The following is a 19,155-nucleotide window of genomic DNA, read 5'->3' as shown; positions in this document are numbered from 1 at the left end:
GACGGTACAAGCCAAACCTGCCCCAACTGCAACCACCACACAGGCAAAAAAGACCTGTCTGAGCGAGTGCATCGTTGTCATGAATGTGGATTTGAAACAGACCGCGACGTTGCTGCCGCTATGGTGGTAATGCAGCGTGGACTTGCAGCCGTAGGGCATACGGTCAAGATGCTTGGTGAGGGGTTAAGCAATAGCTCCCCACTGACCCAAGAATCCCCCGTTTTATAAACGGGGGAGTGTCAATCATCAAAAGGCTCATTACCTTGGGGAATGGGAACATCAACATTCTCATCATCATGAACAGAATCATTCAACTCATCATTATTGCCCAAGTTAGCTTCTTGTTGCCGAGATTCCATGACGCTGGGATCAGCAGATTCATGAACTGCTAAATTAATCAAATCTTTTGGATCTTGAGCCACTTTTGCCTCACTGTGCAAATTGCATAGTTAATTTATCTAAATTATGATGAATCTAGACAATTAATACTTCTAACAATTGGTATATTTACTTATGGCTGAGAAAGTAGTTTTTGAGGCGATCGCTATTTTAACCTCAGCCATAATTTGACAAAATCCCACAATCATGTATTGATTCAGTAGTAGTGGTATGACCATCTATTGCAATACCGATTCAAAAAATATTTGCCACACATAGATTATCTGTAGGGGCGCACAGCTGTGCATGAGTGTCAACTTAAGCCTGGTTTTGACCTCTCCCCCAACCCCTCTCCTTCGAGGAGAGGGGAGTAAGAGGGTGATTTTTTCGTTTCTCCTCCCTCTCCTAAAAGGAGAGGGAGGTTGGGAGGGAGAGGTTCTGCGGAGGTGGTCACTCAAGCTCAACAAGTGCAGGTTTTGTTTGTGTAGATGCGGTTTCTAACCGCCCATTTCACGTTAAGTTGACACCAATGACAGCTGTGCGCCCCTACTTGTCGCGTTCTTTTTGCAAATTGGTATAAAATTTTAGTCTTGACACGCTACTACAAATGTTTGAAAAATCAAGTATGAATTATTGGTTAATGAAGTCAGAACCAGAAGTATATGGCATTACTCATTTACAGCAAGATAGACAGACTATTTGGGACGGTGTTCGTAATTATCAAGCTCGCAACTTTCTGCGGCAAATGCAGCCTGGAGACTTAGCTTTTTTCTACCATTCCAATACCAACCCACCGGGGATTGTTGGGTTAATGCTTGTAGTCAAAACAGATATCGCTGACCCTACTCAATTTGATTCTAGTAGTGAATACTATGATCCCAAATCTACACCTGAAAACCCACGTTGGCAAACAGTGTTAGTAGAATTTGTAGAAAGTTTTTCTCAGCCTATCTCATTAACAATTTTGAAGGAAAAGTTTAGTTCAGAAGATTTGTTGGTAGTAAAGCAAGGTAATAGATTGTCTGTCATGCCTGTTGCTGATGTAGTAGCTCAAAAGATTTTAACAATGAAAAACCTCTAATATTACCACATCGTTCTACTTACCATCCTTATAACGGTTCCCAAGCTTTACCTTTATAGCCATAATCAAAAATTTCTGGATGTAAAATTTCGGACAAAATTTCGAGAGAATCTACAAGTCTTGGGCCTGGACGGTTGAAGTAGGAATTACCATCAGTAATGTAAACTCTACCAGTTTGGGCTGCATGGAGTTTATCCCATTGTGAGTTTTGGGTAAATAATTGGGCTTCTTGGCGAGTGCGATGTAAGTCAAAGCCACAAGGCATAAAAATGATGATATCGGGATTGCTGACTAACAGATTTTCCCATTGCAAATGAGGGGAAGGTTGACCTGCTAGGGAAAATACTGTTTGTCCTCCTGCTAAGTTGACTAGTTCAGGAATCCAATTTGCTGCGGCCATGAGAGGATCTGTCCACTCGATGCAAGCAACGGTAGGTACTTCTTCTAAAGAAAGTCCTTGGATTTTCTGCTGGCAAATTTTGACACGCGCTTCTAAATTTTCTAGTACTTTAACTGAATCAACACCAAACACATCAGCTACACGTTCGATATCATGCCACACATCCTGAAGTACATTAGGCTGTAAAGAAATTATCTGCGGGGAACTGTGGGTAAGTTCTGCAACTGCTTTTTCTACATCTTTGAGGCTGACGGCACAGACATCACACTGGTCTTGTGTCAAAATATGGGTAGGTTGTAACTGTTCTAAAACATCTGTTTTGACTTGATAAATACTCAGTGCTGATTGCAGTATGTTATTAACTTGATGATGAATTTCACTACTAGGCGCGTCACTATTTAACCTTGCTTGGGTGCAAACAGGGCGATTTTTGATTTCTGGGGGATAGTCACATTCATGCGATCGCCCAACAATCACATCACTTAATCCCAAGTTTGCTAAAATCTCTGTTGCACTAGGAATCAGAGATACAATTCTCACACTACCATTTTCCATTAAACACCTCTACAACAGCAGCTGGGTTATTCACTTAATTTTTACAGACTTCTACTTCTGAGGTATCTTTCTCCAGGGGAGATTATGTTGCCAAAAGCAAAAAACCACAATTAAAAACACTTATATATTTGTTTTATCGTAAATAAAAGGGTTTAAGATCCCTACGTCTATACTTAGTATCAGTTTCAGTCGGGGTTTAAATCCCCGACTGTTCGCGTAGCGTGCCGTAGGCAAAATGTCTTTAATGCGCGAATGCGCGAATTGTTAATTTCCCTAGTGACCTCAGTCATAAATTTATTTATGTTAAATTTGTTATATAATGTTTATGAAAACTTTAAATTTCTTTTATCAATGCAATCACTTAGTCAAATATTGGCAATCATAGTGAAAAGTCAATAAAATTGCGTAAATTCATGAAGCAGAATTTCTTCTATTTTTCATCTTAAACTCAACAAATTGAAGGAAAAAATACATTACAGATATGTAAGACCTAGCGGCATAATTGTAGCTATCAAAACAGTTAAATTTTATTTAGAGAACTGTCAGCTAAGGTGATTTCTTTCCAGCAACAACAAATGCAGGTACTAGTGGTTAGTGATATTACAGAAAGCCAGACCAATGAAGAGGTTACTCGCATCACGCAAGAAGTTCGACGCAAACAAAGTCAGACCCTAGTGAGATTAGCGAGGAGCAAAACATTTCAGCAAGGATCTCTAGATGCTGTACTTAAAGAAATCACAGAAGCAGCAGCCAAGACAATTTCGGCCGAAAGAGTGAGCATCTGGTTATATAACCAAGACGGTTCAGCACTTGATTGTGTCGATTTATATGATGTTAGACACCAAGCTCACACTTGTGGGTATATTCTATCACAGGTACGTTACCCAGTTTACTTCCAAACATTGGAAGAGGAACGTTGTATTGCTGTAAATGATGCTATTAACGACAAAAGAACCCAAGAGTTATCTGAGAGTTATCTATCTATTTTTGGAGTTGCGTCCTTGCTTGATGCTCCCATTCGGGTTGGTGGGCGTTTCTTAGGGGTAGTATGTCATGAATATTGTGGTGAAATCCACCATTGGACACCAGAAGACGAATATTTTGCCAGTTCAATTGCAGATTTTGTCTCCATAGCCATCGAAGCCAGTGAACGCAATACTGCACAGAAAGCTTTACGCAAGAGTGAAGCGCAATTTAAAGCGATTTTTGAACTCTCCTCTATCGGTATCGGACTTGTGGATATGAAAGCGCGGATAGTTGATGCTAACCCTGCTTTGTGCCATATTTTAGGATACCAGCGTGAAGAGTTATGCGGTAAGCGTTTCACTGATTATGTTCGCCAGCAAAGGGGAGATGTGGAACGTTATAAACAACTAATAAGTGAAATTAGCACAGATGCCAAGCAAGTGGTTAAAAAACCACACCTAGACATGGAAAGAGTCTTTATACATCGAGATGGTAGACTAATTTGGACTAAGTTATCTGTTTCCATAATTCCTGGTTCTCATGGTGAACCAGAGTATTTTTTGGCAATTGTTGATGATATCACTGAGCGCAAAGAGACGGAAATAAAACTACGTACCTCGCAAGCAGCCGCAGAAGCTGGTAGTCTCGCCAAAAGTGAATTTTTAGCGACTATGAGTCATGAATTACGGACACCTCTGAATGCAATTATGGGTTTGTCGCAGCTATTACAAGAAGAAATAGTTGGTTCTCTCAATGAAAAACAAAAAGAATATATAGATTGTATATATAGCAGTGGCGAACATCTGCTAACGCTGATTAACAGCATTTTGGATTTATCAAAAGTCGAAGCAGGTAAGGAGGAACTATCTCTTGTACCTTTAGTAGTAACAGATGTGTGTCGTGATGTGTTATCAATAGTAAGCGATCGCGCCACATCTAAAGGCTTAAAACTTACTCACGAAATTGATCCACAAGCAAATATTTGTATAGCTGATGAGCGCCGCATCAAGCAGATGCTACTTAATTTACTCACCAATGCAATTAAATTTACCCCCACAGGTGAAGTATCTTTAATAGTCGCAAAAGGAAGAGAAGGCATAACATTTACAGTATCAGACACAGGAATTGGGATTGACTCAGATCACTTTCAAATTTTGTTTGAACCATTTAAACAATTAGATAGCCGATTAAATCGTCAGTATGAAGGCACAGGATTAGGTTTAGCCTTGACACGTAAATTAGCTCGCTTACACGGTGGCGATGTGACAGTAAAATCTACTTTGGGAGTGGGGAGTGAATTTACCTTGTTTCTCCCAGATCAGGAAATATGGCAATTGCCACATAGCTTAGGACATAGATGAATTATAAGTAAGTCGCTGCGCCCCTACCTATATATCTGTCGCATTCTTTTTTCAAATTGGTATTAGGACATTGATAAATCGTAAAATCTTTATCTACAGGAGCTTTTAAACCTGTCACCTGTCACCTGTCCCCTGTCCCCTGCTAGACAAGTAAATTTAGAGTAAAACTCTAAATATTGACCTGCTACCGTAAATTGAGAAAAACGCAAATCATGAGTATTTTTCTCCACAGGTTTTTCTACAGCATAAATAATAGCTTGTGAGAGATTGTTGAGTGTATCACCATTTATATCGAAATAATAACAATCAGGAGAAGCTATTTCTCTAAATATGGGTATATCAGAGCAGACTACCTGACAGGAAAAGTAAAGGGCTTCAACTAGAGGTAGACAAAATCCTTCTTGAGATGAAGGGGCAACAAAAACAGCACACTTTTTATATAACCAACATAACTCTTCATCTTTAAGTGAATTGATTAGTAAAACTTGCTCTTGAAGACAGAGGTTGTCAATTTGATTATATAACTTTTCTGTCTCTGGGCCTGTGTTGCCAACAATTATTAGCTTGCTTAATTCTAGCAAATAACCATCTTTTATTAAAGAATAGAATGCTTCTATTAATAAATCTATATTCTTATGTTTTCTATGTTGGGCTACACATAGTAAGAAAAAATCATTATTGCTAATTTTTATATCACTTGGTTGTTTAGGAATAATATGGCTAAAATTAACGTAGTTATAAATAACAGTAATTTCTTGGGACAAATTAATATTAGGAAAATATCTGATCAGGCTATTTAAAGTAGATTCGGAAACACAAGCAAGACCATCACTATTTTTCAGGGATTGTCGTAAAAATAAACGGTTAAATAAGACCTGGGGATATCCAAACACTTCTGGTTTTTCATAGGGATATAAATCATGAATTGTAGAAACCACCGGGCAGGAAAAAAGACGGCGGATAAATGGCAATGGAAAAGCCATATGGGCTATATCAGGACTCAGAAGCTTAACTAATTTTGGTAGACCAATTAAAAACCAAAAGTTTCTGATTAAGGAACTATTTTTAATATCTACACTGATTAACTGAATTTTGTGAGAATGAAAAATTTGTTCAAAGTAATGCTGTTGCCAAACTCCTACAATTAAGCTGACTTTGGTAACTTTTTGGGTATCAACTAAACATTGAGCAAGATTGGCAGCGTGTCTACAAATACCAGTTGGTTTTGATGCCCTATGTAAAGCCACAATTACTATGTGCATATTGAGAAAATATTTGTGTATTTTGTTGATAAATTTAAAGTTTGTAGTGTTCGCGTAGCGTCTGTCTACGACACGCTACGCGAACGCAGAGAGGACTTTAGTCCTGAGAAAAGAGCTAGAGCCGCTTACTACAAACTTCTTCACTTAAGAAACTTGAGATATAACTTTAGGCTGGGAAACTTGCTGATTAACAATTTCTAAATAAAGTTGGTTCAGCCGTTTACCTATAACCTGCCAACTGTAGTTATCTCTGACTAATTGCCGACCAGCTTGACCCATACTCATTCTTAGTTCTGAGTCACTAACTAAACTAATCATCGCCGCCGCTAGGTCATTCACCACTTGATATGGTTCATTTACAGCAATCTTAAAACCAGTTTCATCTGTAACTTGGACGGCTGGGCCTCCTAAATCTAAACAAATTACGGGACGACCTGCGGCCATTGCTTCCATACATACCCATCCACCAGAATCATGCAGACTCGGATGAACTAGCACATGAGAATCTTTCAATAGATTTAAAGCTTTGTGACGAGGTAATTTACCCCAAAATTTGACTTTTTGAGCAATCCCTAAATCTGCTGCTAAAGTTTGTAGCATATTTAACTCTGAGCCTTCTCCAACAATCCAGTACTCTGCATTAGGTAAATTCGCCAAAGCAAAAGCACGTAGCCCTAGATGAAACCCTTTCCAGTGGAGAAGTCTACCTATACTGATAAATCTTACTAGGGGTTCTTGCGGTACTTCATATTGACTCAAGCTGGTTATGTCTTCTTCTGATAAGCCCGATTCTGGGAGAATATGGACATGATTCACACCCATTTTATAGAGACGCTGGGCTGTATCCTTAGTTGTGGCTCGGACTACAGCACTTTTTTTAGCTGTCAGACGGACTAAGGGATCTTGCTCTCCCAACCATCTAGCAAAGGTACGGGCAATTTCGTAAATTTTCCCTTTTAAACTAAAATCATGCCAGAAACTTATCGGTGCAGATTCGCCACCGCCTACTGGCCCCCAAACTAAAGGAATTGGTAGCAGAGAGAGCAGGCAAGGATTAGAATATTTTACAAAAGTGACATGATGGCTTAAGTCAAAGCCTATTTTTTTGTGCAGGCGACGGGCAACAAAGTAAGCCTGAATTTGCCAAAAATAGTAATGCAGTTGCATTCCTCCAGAATATCCCCATCTTCTGCTATCTTTCCAAAAGGGCAGAGTAAAATAAACAAAGTGAAGATTTGGGTTAGGGTTGCGTTCCAGCTCTGCCTTGATAATATCTTGACTCTCATCGGGTCGGGTCAGTACCCAAACTTCATGATATTTAGCGGCTTCTCGTGCAATGTTCCAACCAACACCAGGTTCAGAACCCATACCTGGTTCGCAGGAGTAAGCAGACATTAAAATTTTCATATTTGTAATGTTTTCAACAATTTGTTTTGGGAGTTGTTCATTGTGTTGTTGACATTTAATACCGACGTTTTAATCAGCTTTTTGTTAGAGGATGACGTATTGTCGCTGTGCTGCTCTAGTAGAATGTTGTAACTGTTTTTGTAATCGCTGTTTTTGCCATGACAGACCTAATATAAATGCGATCGCCAGCATAAAACCAGGTTCCTCCATTTGTGTAAAAATAAAACCCATCATAATCACAGCTAGCAGCGTCACTTTTAAGGAATCATCCAGACCAAAATACTGCCAAGTTAAAAAGCATAAAAATAAGTATGCTGCTAAACCCAATATTCCTAAATCTCCCCAAATTCCAGCCCAACCAAAAATAGGACTGAAGAGACTGGAACTATAACAAAGCCAAAAACTATTCACAAATTGTATTGCTTCTTGACCAATGGGGTTGGTGGTAGCACCTAATGGCCCAAGTATAGACCAGTAATCTCTAAGAAACCATGCTCCTAATCTACTTACCGTATGTCCTGGGCCGAGACCAAACAACCAATCCCAAGAAGATTTATATTGAGACAAAATATCGCGCACCGAGTAGAATTTGGCATACCAAGCATCACCATCTGGCCCGTAAAGTTCTGGTCGCGCCCAAGCTGTAAATGCGGCAAAAGCTTCTACATTTTGTAAGCACCAAAGAAATCCGTATCCGAAAATAAAGGTCGCAATCAAAAGTTTGATTGTTTTTACCATATCTTTTGAATTAACTAAAATTAAAAACCCCCAAGCAATTAGATAAGCGAGTAAAAGTTGTTTAGAATCAGAAAATAAAATCTGCCAGAAAGCGCCAAGCATTACCGTAATTCTCATCCATAGTGGAAAGCTCTTTTCTTGAATGAAGAAGTAGAGAGCAAAAGCAACTGAAACTGAAGCCGATACATAGTTACCCGCCCCTGAGACAAAGAAGACTCCACCACATCCATCTGTGCCATTGAAGCCATTAGCAAAGAGCTTTCCTGAATCAATTAATGGCTTCTGGACAGCAGCGAGTAGAAAGTTAATGACAGCAGACCAAATCAGCCAGTTTTTAATACGTTTTATGGATTCATTAGACATAGGAATACAGACTATGGCGAGGAGGAACATGAAAGGTTCGCCCAGCATCATAAAAGAAACAATTGCATTAATTAAACCTGCATTATTCCATAAAGCACTAGCCAAAACTCCTGCGAGTAAAATAAAAAGTCCTATTAGCAAATAATAGGCAATAGCAATCTGTTTACGGTCTTTCGCCCGACTTGTGAATAATATAACTCCTAAAACCAGTGGAACAATCGCAAAATGAGCAAGGTTAAGGATTGAAGGAGCGCGAGTAATTGAACAAAAAATTCGTGAATAAAAAACTGTAGAAAAGGCAAAGATAATTAATTTTGTGTTATCAATTAATCCTATCTTTTTTCTTTTTTTATTTATAGGTGGTTGCCAATACATAATTTAGATATTTGACCAATTTGTCATCATTTATTATTGGAAATAGACATATTCTTCTATCGCTCGTGCCGCAATTTTTTGCCAGTGTAAATTTTCTAAAATGTACTTCCTACCTCTCAATCCCATTTCTTTCCACTCGGAACGACGAGCAATTAATGACAAAATTCCTGATTTGATTGCTTCCGGTTCTGGCTTGACGACAACACCACAATCACTTGCTTGAACATAGGGGGCTATGCCAGCAATATCAGAAACAATTAATACTCGACCAGCTAACATGGCTTCCATTGCAGATAAACTGAATCCTTCAAACCGAGACGCAATGCAGAAGACATCATAGGGAGCAATAATGGCTGATGGAGACAAATTATATTCAGGTTCGCGAAAGATGATATTTTGAGATAGACCGAGTTTTTTTGCTTGTTGTTTCAGGGTGGTGCGATCGCCCCAATCTGGGCCTTGAATTGTTAGTTGCCATTCTGGCACTTCCCTAAGCTGGGCAAAAGCATTTAGCAAGATGTCAAGCCCTTTATTATAAGCATCTAAACGCCCTAAAAACAAAAACTTCGGTACACCATCCTCATGCCAACTTAAGGTAGATTCTGGATAAACATCAGTTGGAGAAAAACCGTTAGGCACTTCAATAATGGGTGTTTTAATTTTAAGCCGATGCAGCCATTCAGCATGACGTTTATCTAAAACTTGAACTGCACAAGCTTGATTCAACATAGGACGCTCTAGCAGATACCAATATATCCACTTGAGGTGAGCATTTTTATAAAAAATTGTTGGATGGTAAGGATCATGTGGTGCAACTATATAAGGTAAAGATTGTTGTTTGAGAAACCGCGATAAGCTATAAACACTGCGATGAAAAATACCAGTGATAATAAAAATACTTGGTCGGGAATTGCTGAGAATGTAACGTTGTAAGCTGGAAGAAACTTGGAAAGACGGTTTAGTACTTTTACTAGCAAATGATGCTATTTGATATCCCATTTTTGTTTGATAAATCTCATCTTTTTTTGCACCTTCACACAGAATTGTGACATCAGCACCACAAGCTGCCAAGCCAGTCGCAAGACCATGAACAGCCTTGCTAGTACCCTCATTTAATTCATCGCCATGAGGTGGAAAATGTTTGAGATAAAGATAGATTTTCATATAGTTACACTTGCTCCTTCCAGCCTTGTACAATTCCTTGAAAAACGGCCCAACAAAGCTGTTGTTGCTCTGGTCGTTGCTGAATCAATCCCAATATTGATTGTCCTAGAGGTTTGATACATTGATAGGCAACAAACCAAAGTGGTGTATTTGACTTACGTAGAACTCTGCCCTTACCTATTGCATAATGATAGGATTTGATGACATTAAAGTTATTGTTTTGATTGGTTTGAATGACACCAGGATGATGTACTGCTAGATTGGGGTCATAGTACATATCACAACCAACTTTGAGCGCACGCAACATATAATCTGTGATTTCCCCAGCCCAGCATCGACTACCTGATCCTGGCCCCAAAGATTCATCTAAATCACCGATTTTCAGAACTAAGTCACGTCGGAAAAATACGGAATATTCGATTCCTCGCTTCCATACATTAAATTTAGTTACCATTCCTGGCTGTCTATCCCAATAACTTTCTCCAGCAGAAGAACCTGAGACAACATCCCATTGAGGATTATTTTCAAAATAACTGTTTACTCGTGCCAATAAATCTTCAGGATACCAGCAATCATCATCAGGAAACCCAATAATCTCTCCTTTAGCTTCTCTTAAACCTAGATTTCGCGATCGCGATGCACCAGGGATAGAAGAACGTATATGACGAATTATCAGGTGCTTTTGATAAGGTTCTAACACCTCAAGCACTCGATTATCTGAGTTTTGATCGACAACTATCAATTCAAAATCTTGATGTGTTTGATTGTCGAGTTTTGCTAAGAAACGGCTAATTTCTTTGTCTCTGTTGAGCGTAGCCATTATCAGTGAAAACCGCATATAATTCCTTGAGCCAACTATTTAAATATGTGTAAGTAGTTTTTTCGAGAAATATTTTCATAAATTTCGGCAATTTGTGCGGCTGTTTTTTCCCAGTTAAAAAACTTTGCTCTTAAAAGTCCTTTTTTTATTAAAAGTTGGCGATAGTCAGGATTTTGCTTAATTCGATGAATTGACTCTACCATCGCTTCCACATCCATTGGATTTACTAAAATAGCTGCACCATTACAAACTTCTGGCAGAGAAGAAACATTAGCAGTGATCACTGGTGTTCCACAAGCCATAGCCTCGACAATAGTTAGTCCAAATCCTTCATATAAAGAAGGTGCAAGTAAAATATCAGCTGCATTATATAGACCTACCAATGTTTCTTTATCAGGATTACCAAAATGAATAATATGTGGCTCTAGTTGATGCTGATGAATAAAAGCTTTGTGTTCTGAGGTAAACTGACCACCTGTTTTCCATAGGCAAACTGATAATCCCTCGGTTCGTAAGCGTTCTAATACTTTCAGAACTGTCAAAATATTTTTTCTGGGGATTGTTCCTCCTACATTGAGTAAACAAATTGTTGCTGCTGAGGCTTGATACTGTTGCCGTAAAAGTTTTACTTTTTCTTGTGGAAGTACACGATAAATCGGCTCTACACCATTTGGTGCTACAGTGATTTTTTTAGGGCTAATATTCAACATCTGAGCTACATCATGGGCTGTGTGAGAAGAAACAGCAATTACATGATTAGCTTTTGTCATTCCCTGGACGGAATAACGCCAAGTTGCCATACTCAAGGCAGGAAAGCGTGACTGACCGCGCAGGGTGTCTGGATAAACAAAATGAACTAAATCGTGACAGGTGACAACTACAGGCTTACCGACACGGTGAAGCCAATAAGCGATATGGGCATCACTTTGGTCAATGACATGAAAAATATCGGCATTTTGTTGACTGACAGCATGGGGGTGTCTCCAGAAACACTCATAGTACTTTCGCAAGCCAATACCAGACATCCACAACTTATCTTTGCTGTTCCAAGGCTGAGGTGCTACCTCAATGATGTTCCAGTCAGGACGCACTGCTTTTAAACCAGCGACTAGATTATCTGCATAAACCTCTAAGCTGTGTGTAGAACCTGGTACTCGCCGAACAATGACTACTCGCATTAACCACCCCACAGGTTTGTTTAGGTTGTTATTAACTGTTGAGCATTCTGATGCAAAACTGTTTTCCACAGTTCAAGCAGGCGTTGTGCAATCTTCTGATGGCTATAGAGTTGATTGACTCGGTGAATACCATACTGACCAACGGCTTGCCGCCACTGGGGTTCTGCGATCAGACGTGCTAAAATTTGGGCGAGACTTTGAGCATCTTCTTCGGGAAATACCAAGTCACCTCGCCCAATCACATGAGGAATTTCTCCGCTATCAGAACCAACGAAGGGAACTCCCATCGCCATTGCTTCAATCAGAACGTGACCGAATTGCTCTTTCCATTTAGGCGTGCTACGGGAAGGCAACACTAGCACATCAAACTGGCTGATCACTTCTGGAACTTGTTCGTGGCGCACAGCACCATGCCATATTACCCAATCTGCCACACCTTGCTTGTGAGCTAACTGCCTCAGTTCTGCTTCTATCAGACCAGAACCACAGATGAGGATGCGGAAGTTGTAACCCTGTTGACGCAACTGATTAGCAGCAGCAAAAATCAGGTCAATTCCTTTGCTGTGGACTAACCGTCCGAGAAACCCAATGTGAAAAGGGCGATCGCTTGCTTGTTGTTGACGAGGTGTAAAGAATTGAGGATCAACGCCCATCTGCGGCATCACTTCTAGCAATCCTGTGTAACCCCAACGGCGCATAATCTCTGCCCCGTCTTGATTACCTGGAAGCAAGAGACGGGCAGTTTTGAGAACAAACTGACAGAGCCAACGACGGGGAAGGGGGAGTTTTCGTTCGATGTTTTCCCAACCAAAAATGGCAAGTGGTTTACCTGTGAATCGGCTCCAGATAGCAAACTCAAATGCACACAGGGAAAATACTTCTTCTTCTACCTGGACAATATCGGGACGAAAATCATTCAGCACTTGCCATAGTTTCCAAGGTGCATAGATATGTGCGCCTCCACGCCCACTAAATAAGACGGGAGCGGAGTAGGTGCGGATCTGAGAATAGGGTGTTTCCAGGGGGATGAGGCGATTCCATTCCCATGCTTTCCAGTTGCTGGGAGCCAAAAGACCGACTGCAATATTGTCAATTTGGGCGATCGCATTCAATTTACCCTGGTTGACACCAACTACATAAGCGTGACTAATAAATAGGACGCGGATGGATGCTGTAGTCATGCGATTTCCTAGTTTAAACATTTACTGTGTTCAATCACAGGCACATAATCCTTACCTTGGAGCTGGGCCAAGAGAGATGGTCTATCTTTTGTGGCAATCAGATTGATAATATCTGGCAAGTTTGCATTTGGGTTGAAAGTTGCTATATTTCCTGCACCACAATACTGATAAACCTCGTAGCCATACTGTTTGAGCAATTGTAAAATCTCATCTGGTTGATACCCAAAATCTGCATAACTGTTTGGAGCATACTCAAAAACCCAAATTGGGGCCTGTTGGGGAGGCAAATTGAGTAACTTTGTTGCTCCCTGCAAGACAAATTTTTCAGCACCTTCAACATCTACTTTGATCAGGTCAATTTTACGCTGTTGATTTAGCCAGTAGCCATCTAAAGAGGTACAGGGAACAGAAACTATTTTCGTTGGTTGTTGAGGTAATATCGGCTTGCGAATTGATGACAATGTGGGTTCGCCAAGAATCTGAAACTCAATTTCACCGATATAATCACTAACGGCAACACAGTTTAAAACAACTTGAGTCAAACCATTCATTTCTACACTTTGACTGAGAATAGGAAACAAATGGGACTGAGGTTCAAAGGCATATATCTGGCCAGATGCTCCGACTCTTTTTGCTGCCAGCAGTGTGTACTCACCAATATGAGCGCCTATATCGAACATTACCATACCAGGTCTGAGGAATCGGAGAAAAAAATCTGCTGTTTCAGGTTCGGAAAATTTTTGGTAGTAAATAGCAGCTCCAGAGCCACTTTTGGGAAGTACAATTTTCAGGGTTTCAGCAAAGGGAATGACGTAGGGTTGATCGGTCAGTTGCCAGCGTAGTCTCCACCATAGCCGCTTCATTACTGCCTTGAGTGGATGACGCTGAAAATCTGAACGATTCAGAAGTCTGTGAAATGGCGAATCAGTCATAGCTACCTCTTAGCTAAACGGAGGCATAAATTTTTTTGAGCAGCTTAGGTCGAAAATGGGGGGTGAAGAACCAAGTAATAGCAGGTTTCGCCAAAGTTAATGGCACAAACCCAATCCAAAGAAACCAGACTGTGTAGATGAATTTTTTCTGCCAACTCATGGTGGAGTATTTCCAGATCGACTTGATGCCAGAATAGACCAAATACAAGATCCGATCCTGGGGAATTGGATGCTTTTCGGGGGTTAAACGCACAGATGCTAAACGCACCTGATATCTTCCTAAAGAACGTAATTCAAAGTCTTGAGGTAATTTGTAACCAAGTTCTTCGGCTTTATCCACCAGTAATTTATAGACTACCTGGTCATGTTTGATAAAGCGATGGAAGCGATCGCTCGTTACTGTAGCTAATGCCCACTGATTGCTACCGTGAATCCGGTAAGCACCAAGGGGATCTTCCACCGCCCCAACCTCACCAGCAAATGGCACAAGCACCGATAAGTAGTCGTCTGCGGTGAGTTTAAATTCATCAGGAATGGGAAAAATAGACAGTAAAGCATTGCGGTTAAGAGCATTACCACTAGTAGGAACTCTGACATAACCACCATAGCTGAGTAATGTTTGCCAAACTTCACCTGTTGATAGGGGTTCAGAGCCTTGGGGGAAGGTATAACCCAGAGATTGTCTGTCTGCATCGACCACCTCTAGACGGTAATGCACCTTGGAAAGGTTGGGCTGCCAAACTTCCACAATCCGTTCAACTGCTTGAGGATACAGGTAGTCGTCAGAATCGAGAAAAATAAGGATGTCGCCCAAGCTTCTTTTCAAACCGCTATTGAAAGCAGCAGCTTGTTTGCCGTTGGGTTGCAGGATGGGGATAATGCGATCGCCATATCCTGCAATAATTTCACGGGAATTGTCAGTGGAACCATCATCCACAACAATCACTTCAGTGTGAGGATAGGTTTGATTTAATGCACTATCTATTGCCTGAGCTAGGAAGCGATCGTAGTTGTAATTATTAATAATAATACTAACAAGAAAATTCTTCTGCATATTAAATATTTTATTATGAAATTCAATCAATTCACAGATATTAGTTATTCAGGTTTTTAAACTTTTAAAACCATCATTAATTAACCAATCAATTATGAATAACAATGATTTAGGAAAAGTATACCTAAAAGTTCCAATCAATCCTGATATACCTCTATATCGCCAATTAAAAGCTACCGTATGTATAAAAACATAAACAAGGTAAAATATGGCTTTTAATTTATGATTTTCAGTGGCAAAATAACGTTTAAATGTTACATAAATTCGGCTGGCATCATGGTAAGGCTCATAGTAATCACGATTAATTTCTGACGGAAAATGAAAATTAATTGCTTCTGGAAACAATTTAATTTTAAAACCTTTTTTAATTGCCCTTGTTGTTAAATCAACCTCATCATTGCCGTAGACTAATTTCTCGTCAAATAATGTTTCTTTAAATAAAGCAGTGGGAAACAATGCACTATTAATGACAACTGTTTTAATAATATCACCTTCTTTATAGCTCACATTCTGCCACCCTACAAAACTTTGTTCCCCAGGAAATACAAGTTGACCATTCTTATTCTCAATGCCACTGACAATAAGTTTCTCCAGGTTTTCCTTGTCAGCTAGATATGCTAAATGATTACACATCATTTCTAAAAAACTTTCATTTAAAACCACATCATCGTCGATAAAAAGTACGTGTGAACCCGTTACTGCTTTCAATATATTGTTTCTATTTGCACCTAAACCTTTACGTGGGCCATCTAAATATTTTACTCCTAGAAAATACGAGGATATGAGCGTTTTAGTATCATCATTTGTACTATCATCAGACACAATCACTTCAAATGCAGGATAGGTAGAACCTTCAACAGATTTTAAAGCTTTGCTTAGTTCTTGAGGACGATTTCTAGTACAAATACAAACTGATACTTTAAAGTCAAAATCTGTTTTTTTATGGAAAAAATTCATAAAAATCTCATGTAGTCAACTAGATTGTGGTTTTATTGCTTCAGCAATGTAATAAATAACTCATTCCTAACCAATTGAATTGCCTATTTCAAGTTTTTGCATCAAAAGGAGTAATACCAATTCAAAATTCAAAATTAAGAAAGTGAGACGTGGCATAGGTTTGGGAATTTACATCTGTATCATATTTTTGGTGAAATGGTATAACATAATAGCGTAGTAGCGTGGCAAGCTTAAACTTGTGCATTAGCGAAAAATCTATCATCTTGTTCATCTGCGTTCATCTGCGTTCATCTGCGTTCGATTTTTTCCCAATCTAATGCCACATTTTAGTCTAGACAAGCCAGTAGCAAGGCTAAACTTGTGCATTAGCCGATAATCTAACATCTTATTCATCTGCGTTTATCTGCACGGCAGTTGCTTTAAGTCGGCAGAGCCGCCCAACGCACTGCCTCGTTTATCTGCGTTCAATTTCTCCAAATCTATCGCCACATTTTTGCCACGCCACTAGTCTCACATATCAATTTAAATTGTAATTCGTTAACTTAAATTTCCTAAAATATGTAGGCGCGATTAACACAGATAGCATGGAATATATTTACATTATTAGATGAAGCTAGTAGATGCAAAATCAAAATTAATATTAGCAGTTTCCATTTTTTTGAAGATAGAGTAACCATTACGTAAACTAAGATTTTCAGCCTCTATAATGTAATTTTCATCTGCCAGTAAATTACCATAATTACTATAGTTTGAAGATATATTTATATCCTCAAAAATAACAATCTTTGATGTATTCAATTCATTCTTAAGGTCTATTTTAAAATTTAGCTCAGACTCATCAATTAGAATGGCATCAAAAAAGGGTATTTTGTTTTCTTCCTTAATTTTTTTTATGAAATTATCAAATTTTCCAGATGAAATTGTATAACAATTGACAAGAGAATTATCAGCATATTTCTTTTGTAGTTTTATGAAGCGAGGCAGGGAAATGTTGATGCAAAATGCGATTGGCTTATGGGGATTTTGTTGAATACCTGTTAAAAATGCTTCAGTGCTTCCTGCTCCAGCAGATGCTCCAATAACTAGTGCTGTTTTAATATCTTCTGACTGTGTTAGGCATTGAACAGCATGGTAAAACTCATCCTTTCTTTTCTCTGATAAATGGTAAGGTAAAAAATAACCAAATTTACATTCTAAACTACGTAATAAATTCCCCAACCGCTTTTTCAATATATTTCTCAATATAAAATTAATAGGGTCTAAAGTACTCTTGATTCCTAATAAATCCCATATTTTTTGTAATAGCTTACTTTTGATGTCTGATATAAATATGCTGTTGGTTATTGTGTAGCCAACGTAATTATTTTGTTCCCCTGTTAATTCCTGATGTTCTAAATTGATGATTCTCCTCAAATTTTCCGCAAGTTTTAACTGCTGAGATGATTTAAATATAATATAAATATTATTCAGCCAGTCATTTAAATCTCGATTCGGTAATTGATGAATACTAGCTCTGCATTTTAATTGATTACTGGATGGTAAAGGATATGGAAATTTTTGATTGTTTAAAATATTAATGAGCCAACGAGTACGATTAAGTTCAGTATGATTAAGTGACGGAAATTGCTGACTCCTTTTTGTTGCTTCATCTAATTTTCCTAAACAAAGAAGCGAAATTATAAAATAAGCCCACTCTACTGGATCGGGATCAGAAGCTTGATAAGTCTCAATGGTAATTTGAATCATGGGTAAAATCCCATCCAGTGCTTTTTGTGGATTTCCTTTGTAAAGGTTGCAAATAGCTAATCCTAATTGAGGTTCAGGCATGATAGCTATATAATTGAGACATTTAAAATACAATATCTCTGCTTCGTCATATCTACCAGACCATAGTTTTTCATTTGCCTGACGAAGAAGAACTATGTTTAGTCCGTTACAGATAATATGAGAACTGCTAGTTGCCAATGATTTGTCTACAACAGTCATTGTTTCAAACGGGTTTGTTTGAATAATCTTTTGGTGAGGTTTAAGATTTTTATATAGGTTATACCACTGAAAAATTTGATCTCGTTGTTTTAATGTATGTCGAGTGTGAACTAGCTGATAACCAGCATTAATAATACTTTCAAGTTCCTCTTGGTGTTGAAATAGATAGTCAAGCTTGTCTAATACATCTTGTTCATTAGCAAAAACGCAATTTTGCATATCGATGAAACCTGCTGCTTCAAGACTGGGAGATTGTTCCGTAATTAAACAAGCTTTGCTACCTGGTATCTCAAAATGTTTGCGAACAACTTCCTTAGCTACTGTGCCACAGGCAGGTACAAACCAAGAAGCATTGATTGTGCGAGCATATTGTTCACCATATATCATTCGTGATGTTGAGTTTCCCTGGTATCCAAAATGTGGACAAATAAGTGATGGATAGTGTTGAGAAATCTTTTTTTGAACTTTTTGCCGCCAAGGATATAGAGCATGGTTAGCACCATTAAACAGTACTGGAATTATTTTTGTCATGCCATAATCTCTATAAGTAGCTGTATCGACGAAATTAGGCCAAACGAATAAATTATCGGCTATTCCTGGTGTATGCTCAGATGTCGTTGTGCAAATGGAGAAAAAAGTTTCTATACCCCAATGCTCCATATCAGAGATGAAAGCCGCACGGCTACTACACCAAGGGTCTGCATTATGTAATCCTATCTTAGGTATATTTGGATAAACATGGGTGTTTTTTATTGTTAACCTATGGTAGCTTATATTATTTCCGCAGTTTTCAAAAAGTGTTATTTCTGGCTGATATTTGTCACAAATTTGCTCATAATCACAATCTTCGCTAATCTCAATAACCTCAAAAAATTCTGATAAGCATTTAACTTGCTGTTTCTTATGCAATCTCAAAAACTGGGGTAGTTGAACATCATACTTGCACTGAAAGAATACAAGTCTAGGCTTAGTAATTTTTTCCATACACATTCTTGGG

16 protein-coding genes are annotated in these 19,155 nt (G+C 38.8%); 3 read left to right on the top strand and 13 right to left on the bottom strand.

Annotated elements, in window-relative coordinates:
* Window positions 1–228: zinc ribbon domain-containing protein (locus H6G83_RS15175; protein WP_190473652.1), on the top strand; the 228-nt coding region annotated here is incomplete at its 5' end.
* Between the two features lie 11 nt (window positions 229–239).
* Here H6G83_RS15175 and H6G83_RS15170 read toward each other — a convergent pair.
* The gene (locus H6G83_RS15170) at window positions 240–422 is read right to left on the bottom strand and encodes a hypothetical protein (RefSeq protein WP_190473650.1); all 183 of its coding nucleotides are present in this window, start codon (window positions 420–422) and stop codon (window positions 240–242) included.
* Window positions 423–1,003: 581 nt separating this feature from the next.
* Here H6G83_RS15170 and H6G83_RS15165 point away from each other — a divergent pair.
* Entirely contained in the window at window positions 1,004–1,459 is a 456-nt protein-coding gene (locus tag H6G83_RS15165; protein WP_190473648.1) for an EVE domain-containing protein, read from the top strand.
* 28 nt (window positions 1,460–1,487) lie between these two features.
* Here H6G83_RS15165 and H6G83_RS15160 read toward each other — a convergent pair whose 3' ends face one another.
* Window positions 1,488–2,414 (bottom strand): cobalamin-binding protein, encoded by a 927-nt coding sequence (locus H6G83_RS15160; protein ID WP_190473646.1) that lies wholly within the window; start codon window positions 2,412–2,414, stop codon window positions 1,488–1,490.
* A gap of 575 nt (window positions 2,415–2,989) precedes the next feature.
* Here H6G83_RS15160 and H6G83_RS15155 point away from each other — a divergent pair.
* A complete protein-coding gene (locus H6G83_RS15155) occupies window positions 2,990–4,741 on the top strand; it encodes an ATP-binding protein (RefSeq protein WP_190473644.1) in 1,752 nt (583 codons plus the stop codon).
* An 89-nt stretch (window positions 4,742–4,830) separates the two neighbouring features.
* Here H6G83_RS15155 and H6G83_RS15150 read toward each other — a convergent pair whose 3' ends face one another.
* The 11 genes from H6G83_RS15150 to H6G83_RS15100 form a co-directional block, all read right to left on the bottom strand.
* Entirely contained in the window at window positions 4,831–6,003 is a 1,173-nt protein-coding gene (locus tag H6G83_RS15150; protein WP_190473642.1) for a glycosyltransferase family 4 protein, read from the bottom strand.
* A gap of 144 nt (window positions 6,004–6,147) precedes the next feature.
* A complete protein-coding gene (locus H6G83_RS15145; RefSeq protein ID WP_190473640.1) occupies window positions 6,148–7,410 on the bottom strand; it encodes a glycosyltransferase family 4 protein in 1,263 nt (420 codons plus the stop codon).
* A gap of 84 nt (window positions 7,411–7,494) precedes the next feature.
* Window positions 7,495–8,886 carry a hypothetical protein gene (locus H6G83_RS15140; protein ID WP_190473638.1) on the bottom strand — a complete coding sequence of 464 codons (1,392 nt, stop codon included), beginning with the start codon at window positions 8,884–8,886 and terminating at the stop codon, window positions 7,495–7,497.
* Between the two features lie 33 nt (window positions 8,887–8,919).
* Entirely contained in the window at window positions 8,920–10,050 is a 1,131-nt protein-coding gene (locus tag H6G83_RS15135; protein WP_190473636.1) for a glycosyltransferase, read from the bottom strand.
* A gap of 4 nt (window positions 10,051–10,054) precedes the next feature.
* Entirely contained in the window at window positions 10,055–10,888 is an 834-nt protein-coding gene (locus tag H6G83_RS15130; protein ID WP_206758991.1) for a glycosyltransferase family 2 protein, read from the bottom strand.
* Window positions 10,889–10,905: 17 nt separating this feature from the next.
* The gene (locus tag H6G83_RS15125) at window positions 10,906–12,117 is read right to left on the bottom strand and encodes a glycosyltransferase family 4 protein (protein ID WP_313936192.1); all 1,212 of its coding nucleotides are present in this window, start codon (window positions 12,115–12,117) and stop codon (window positions 10,906–10,908) included.
* Window positions 12,069–13,229: a glycosyltransferase gene (locus H6G83_RS15120; RefSeq protein WP_190473632.1), complete on the bottom strand. Its 1,161-nt coding sequence runs from the start codon at window positions 13,227–13,229 to the stop codon at window positions 12,069–12,071. The genes H6G83_RS15125 and H6G83_RS15120 overlap by 49 nt, the downstream gene beginning before the upstream one ends.
* 8 nt (window positions 13,230–13,237) lie before the next feature.
* The gene (locus tag H6G83_RS15115) at window positions 13,238–14,161 is read right to left on the bottom strand and encodes an FkbM family methyltransferase (RefSeq protein WP_190473630.1); all 924 of its coding nucleotides are present in this window, start codon (window positions 14,159–14,161) and stop codon (window positions 13,238–13,240) included.
* A gap of 13 nt (window positions 14,162–14,174) precedes the next feature.
* Window positions 14,175–15,215, bottom strand: a complete 1,041-nt coding sequence (locus tag H6G83_RS15110) for a glycosyltransferase (RefSeq protein WP_190473628.1) — start codon at window positions 15,213–15,215, stop codon at window positions 14,175–14,177.
* A 48-nt stretch (window positions 15,216–15,263) separates the two neighbouring features.
* Window positions 15,264–16,172, bottom strand: a complete 909-nt coding sequence (locus tag H6G83_RS15105; RefSeq protein WP_190473626.1) for a glycosyltransferase family 2 protein — start codon at window positions 16,170–16,172, stop codon at window positions 15,264–15,266.
* 603 nt (window positions 16,173–16,775) lie between these two features.
* A complete protein-coding gene (locus tag H6G83_RS15100) occupies window positions 16,776–19,142 on the bottom strand; it encodes a glycosyltransferase family protein (protein ID WP_190473624.1) in 2,367 nt (788 codons plus the stop codon).
* Between the last annotated feature and the right edge of the window lie 13 nt (window positions 19,143–19,155).

The sequence above is a fragment of the Anabaena azotica FACHB-119 genome (genome assembly GCF_014697625.1).
Taxonomy (GTDB): domain Bacteria; phylum Cyanobacteriota; class Cyanobacteriia; order Cyanobacteriales; family Nostocaceae; genus Trichormus; species Trichormus azoticus_A.
This window is presented reverse-complemented; position numbering and strand designations above follow the sequence as displayed.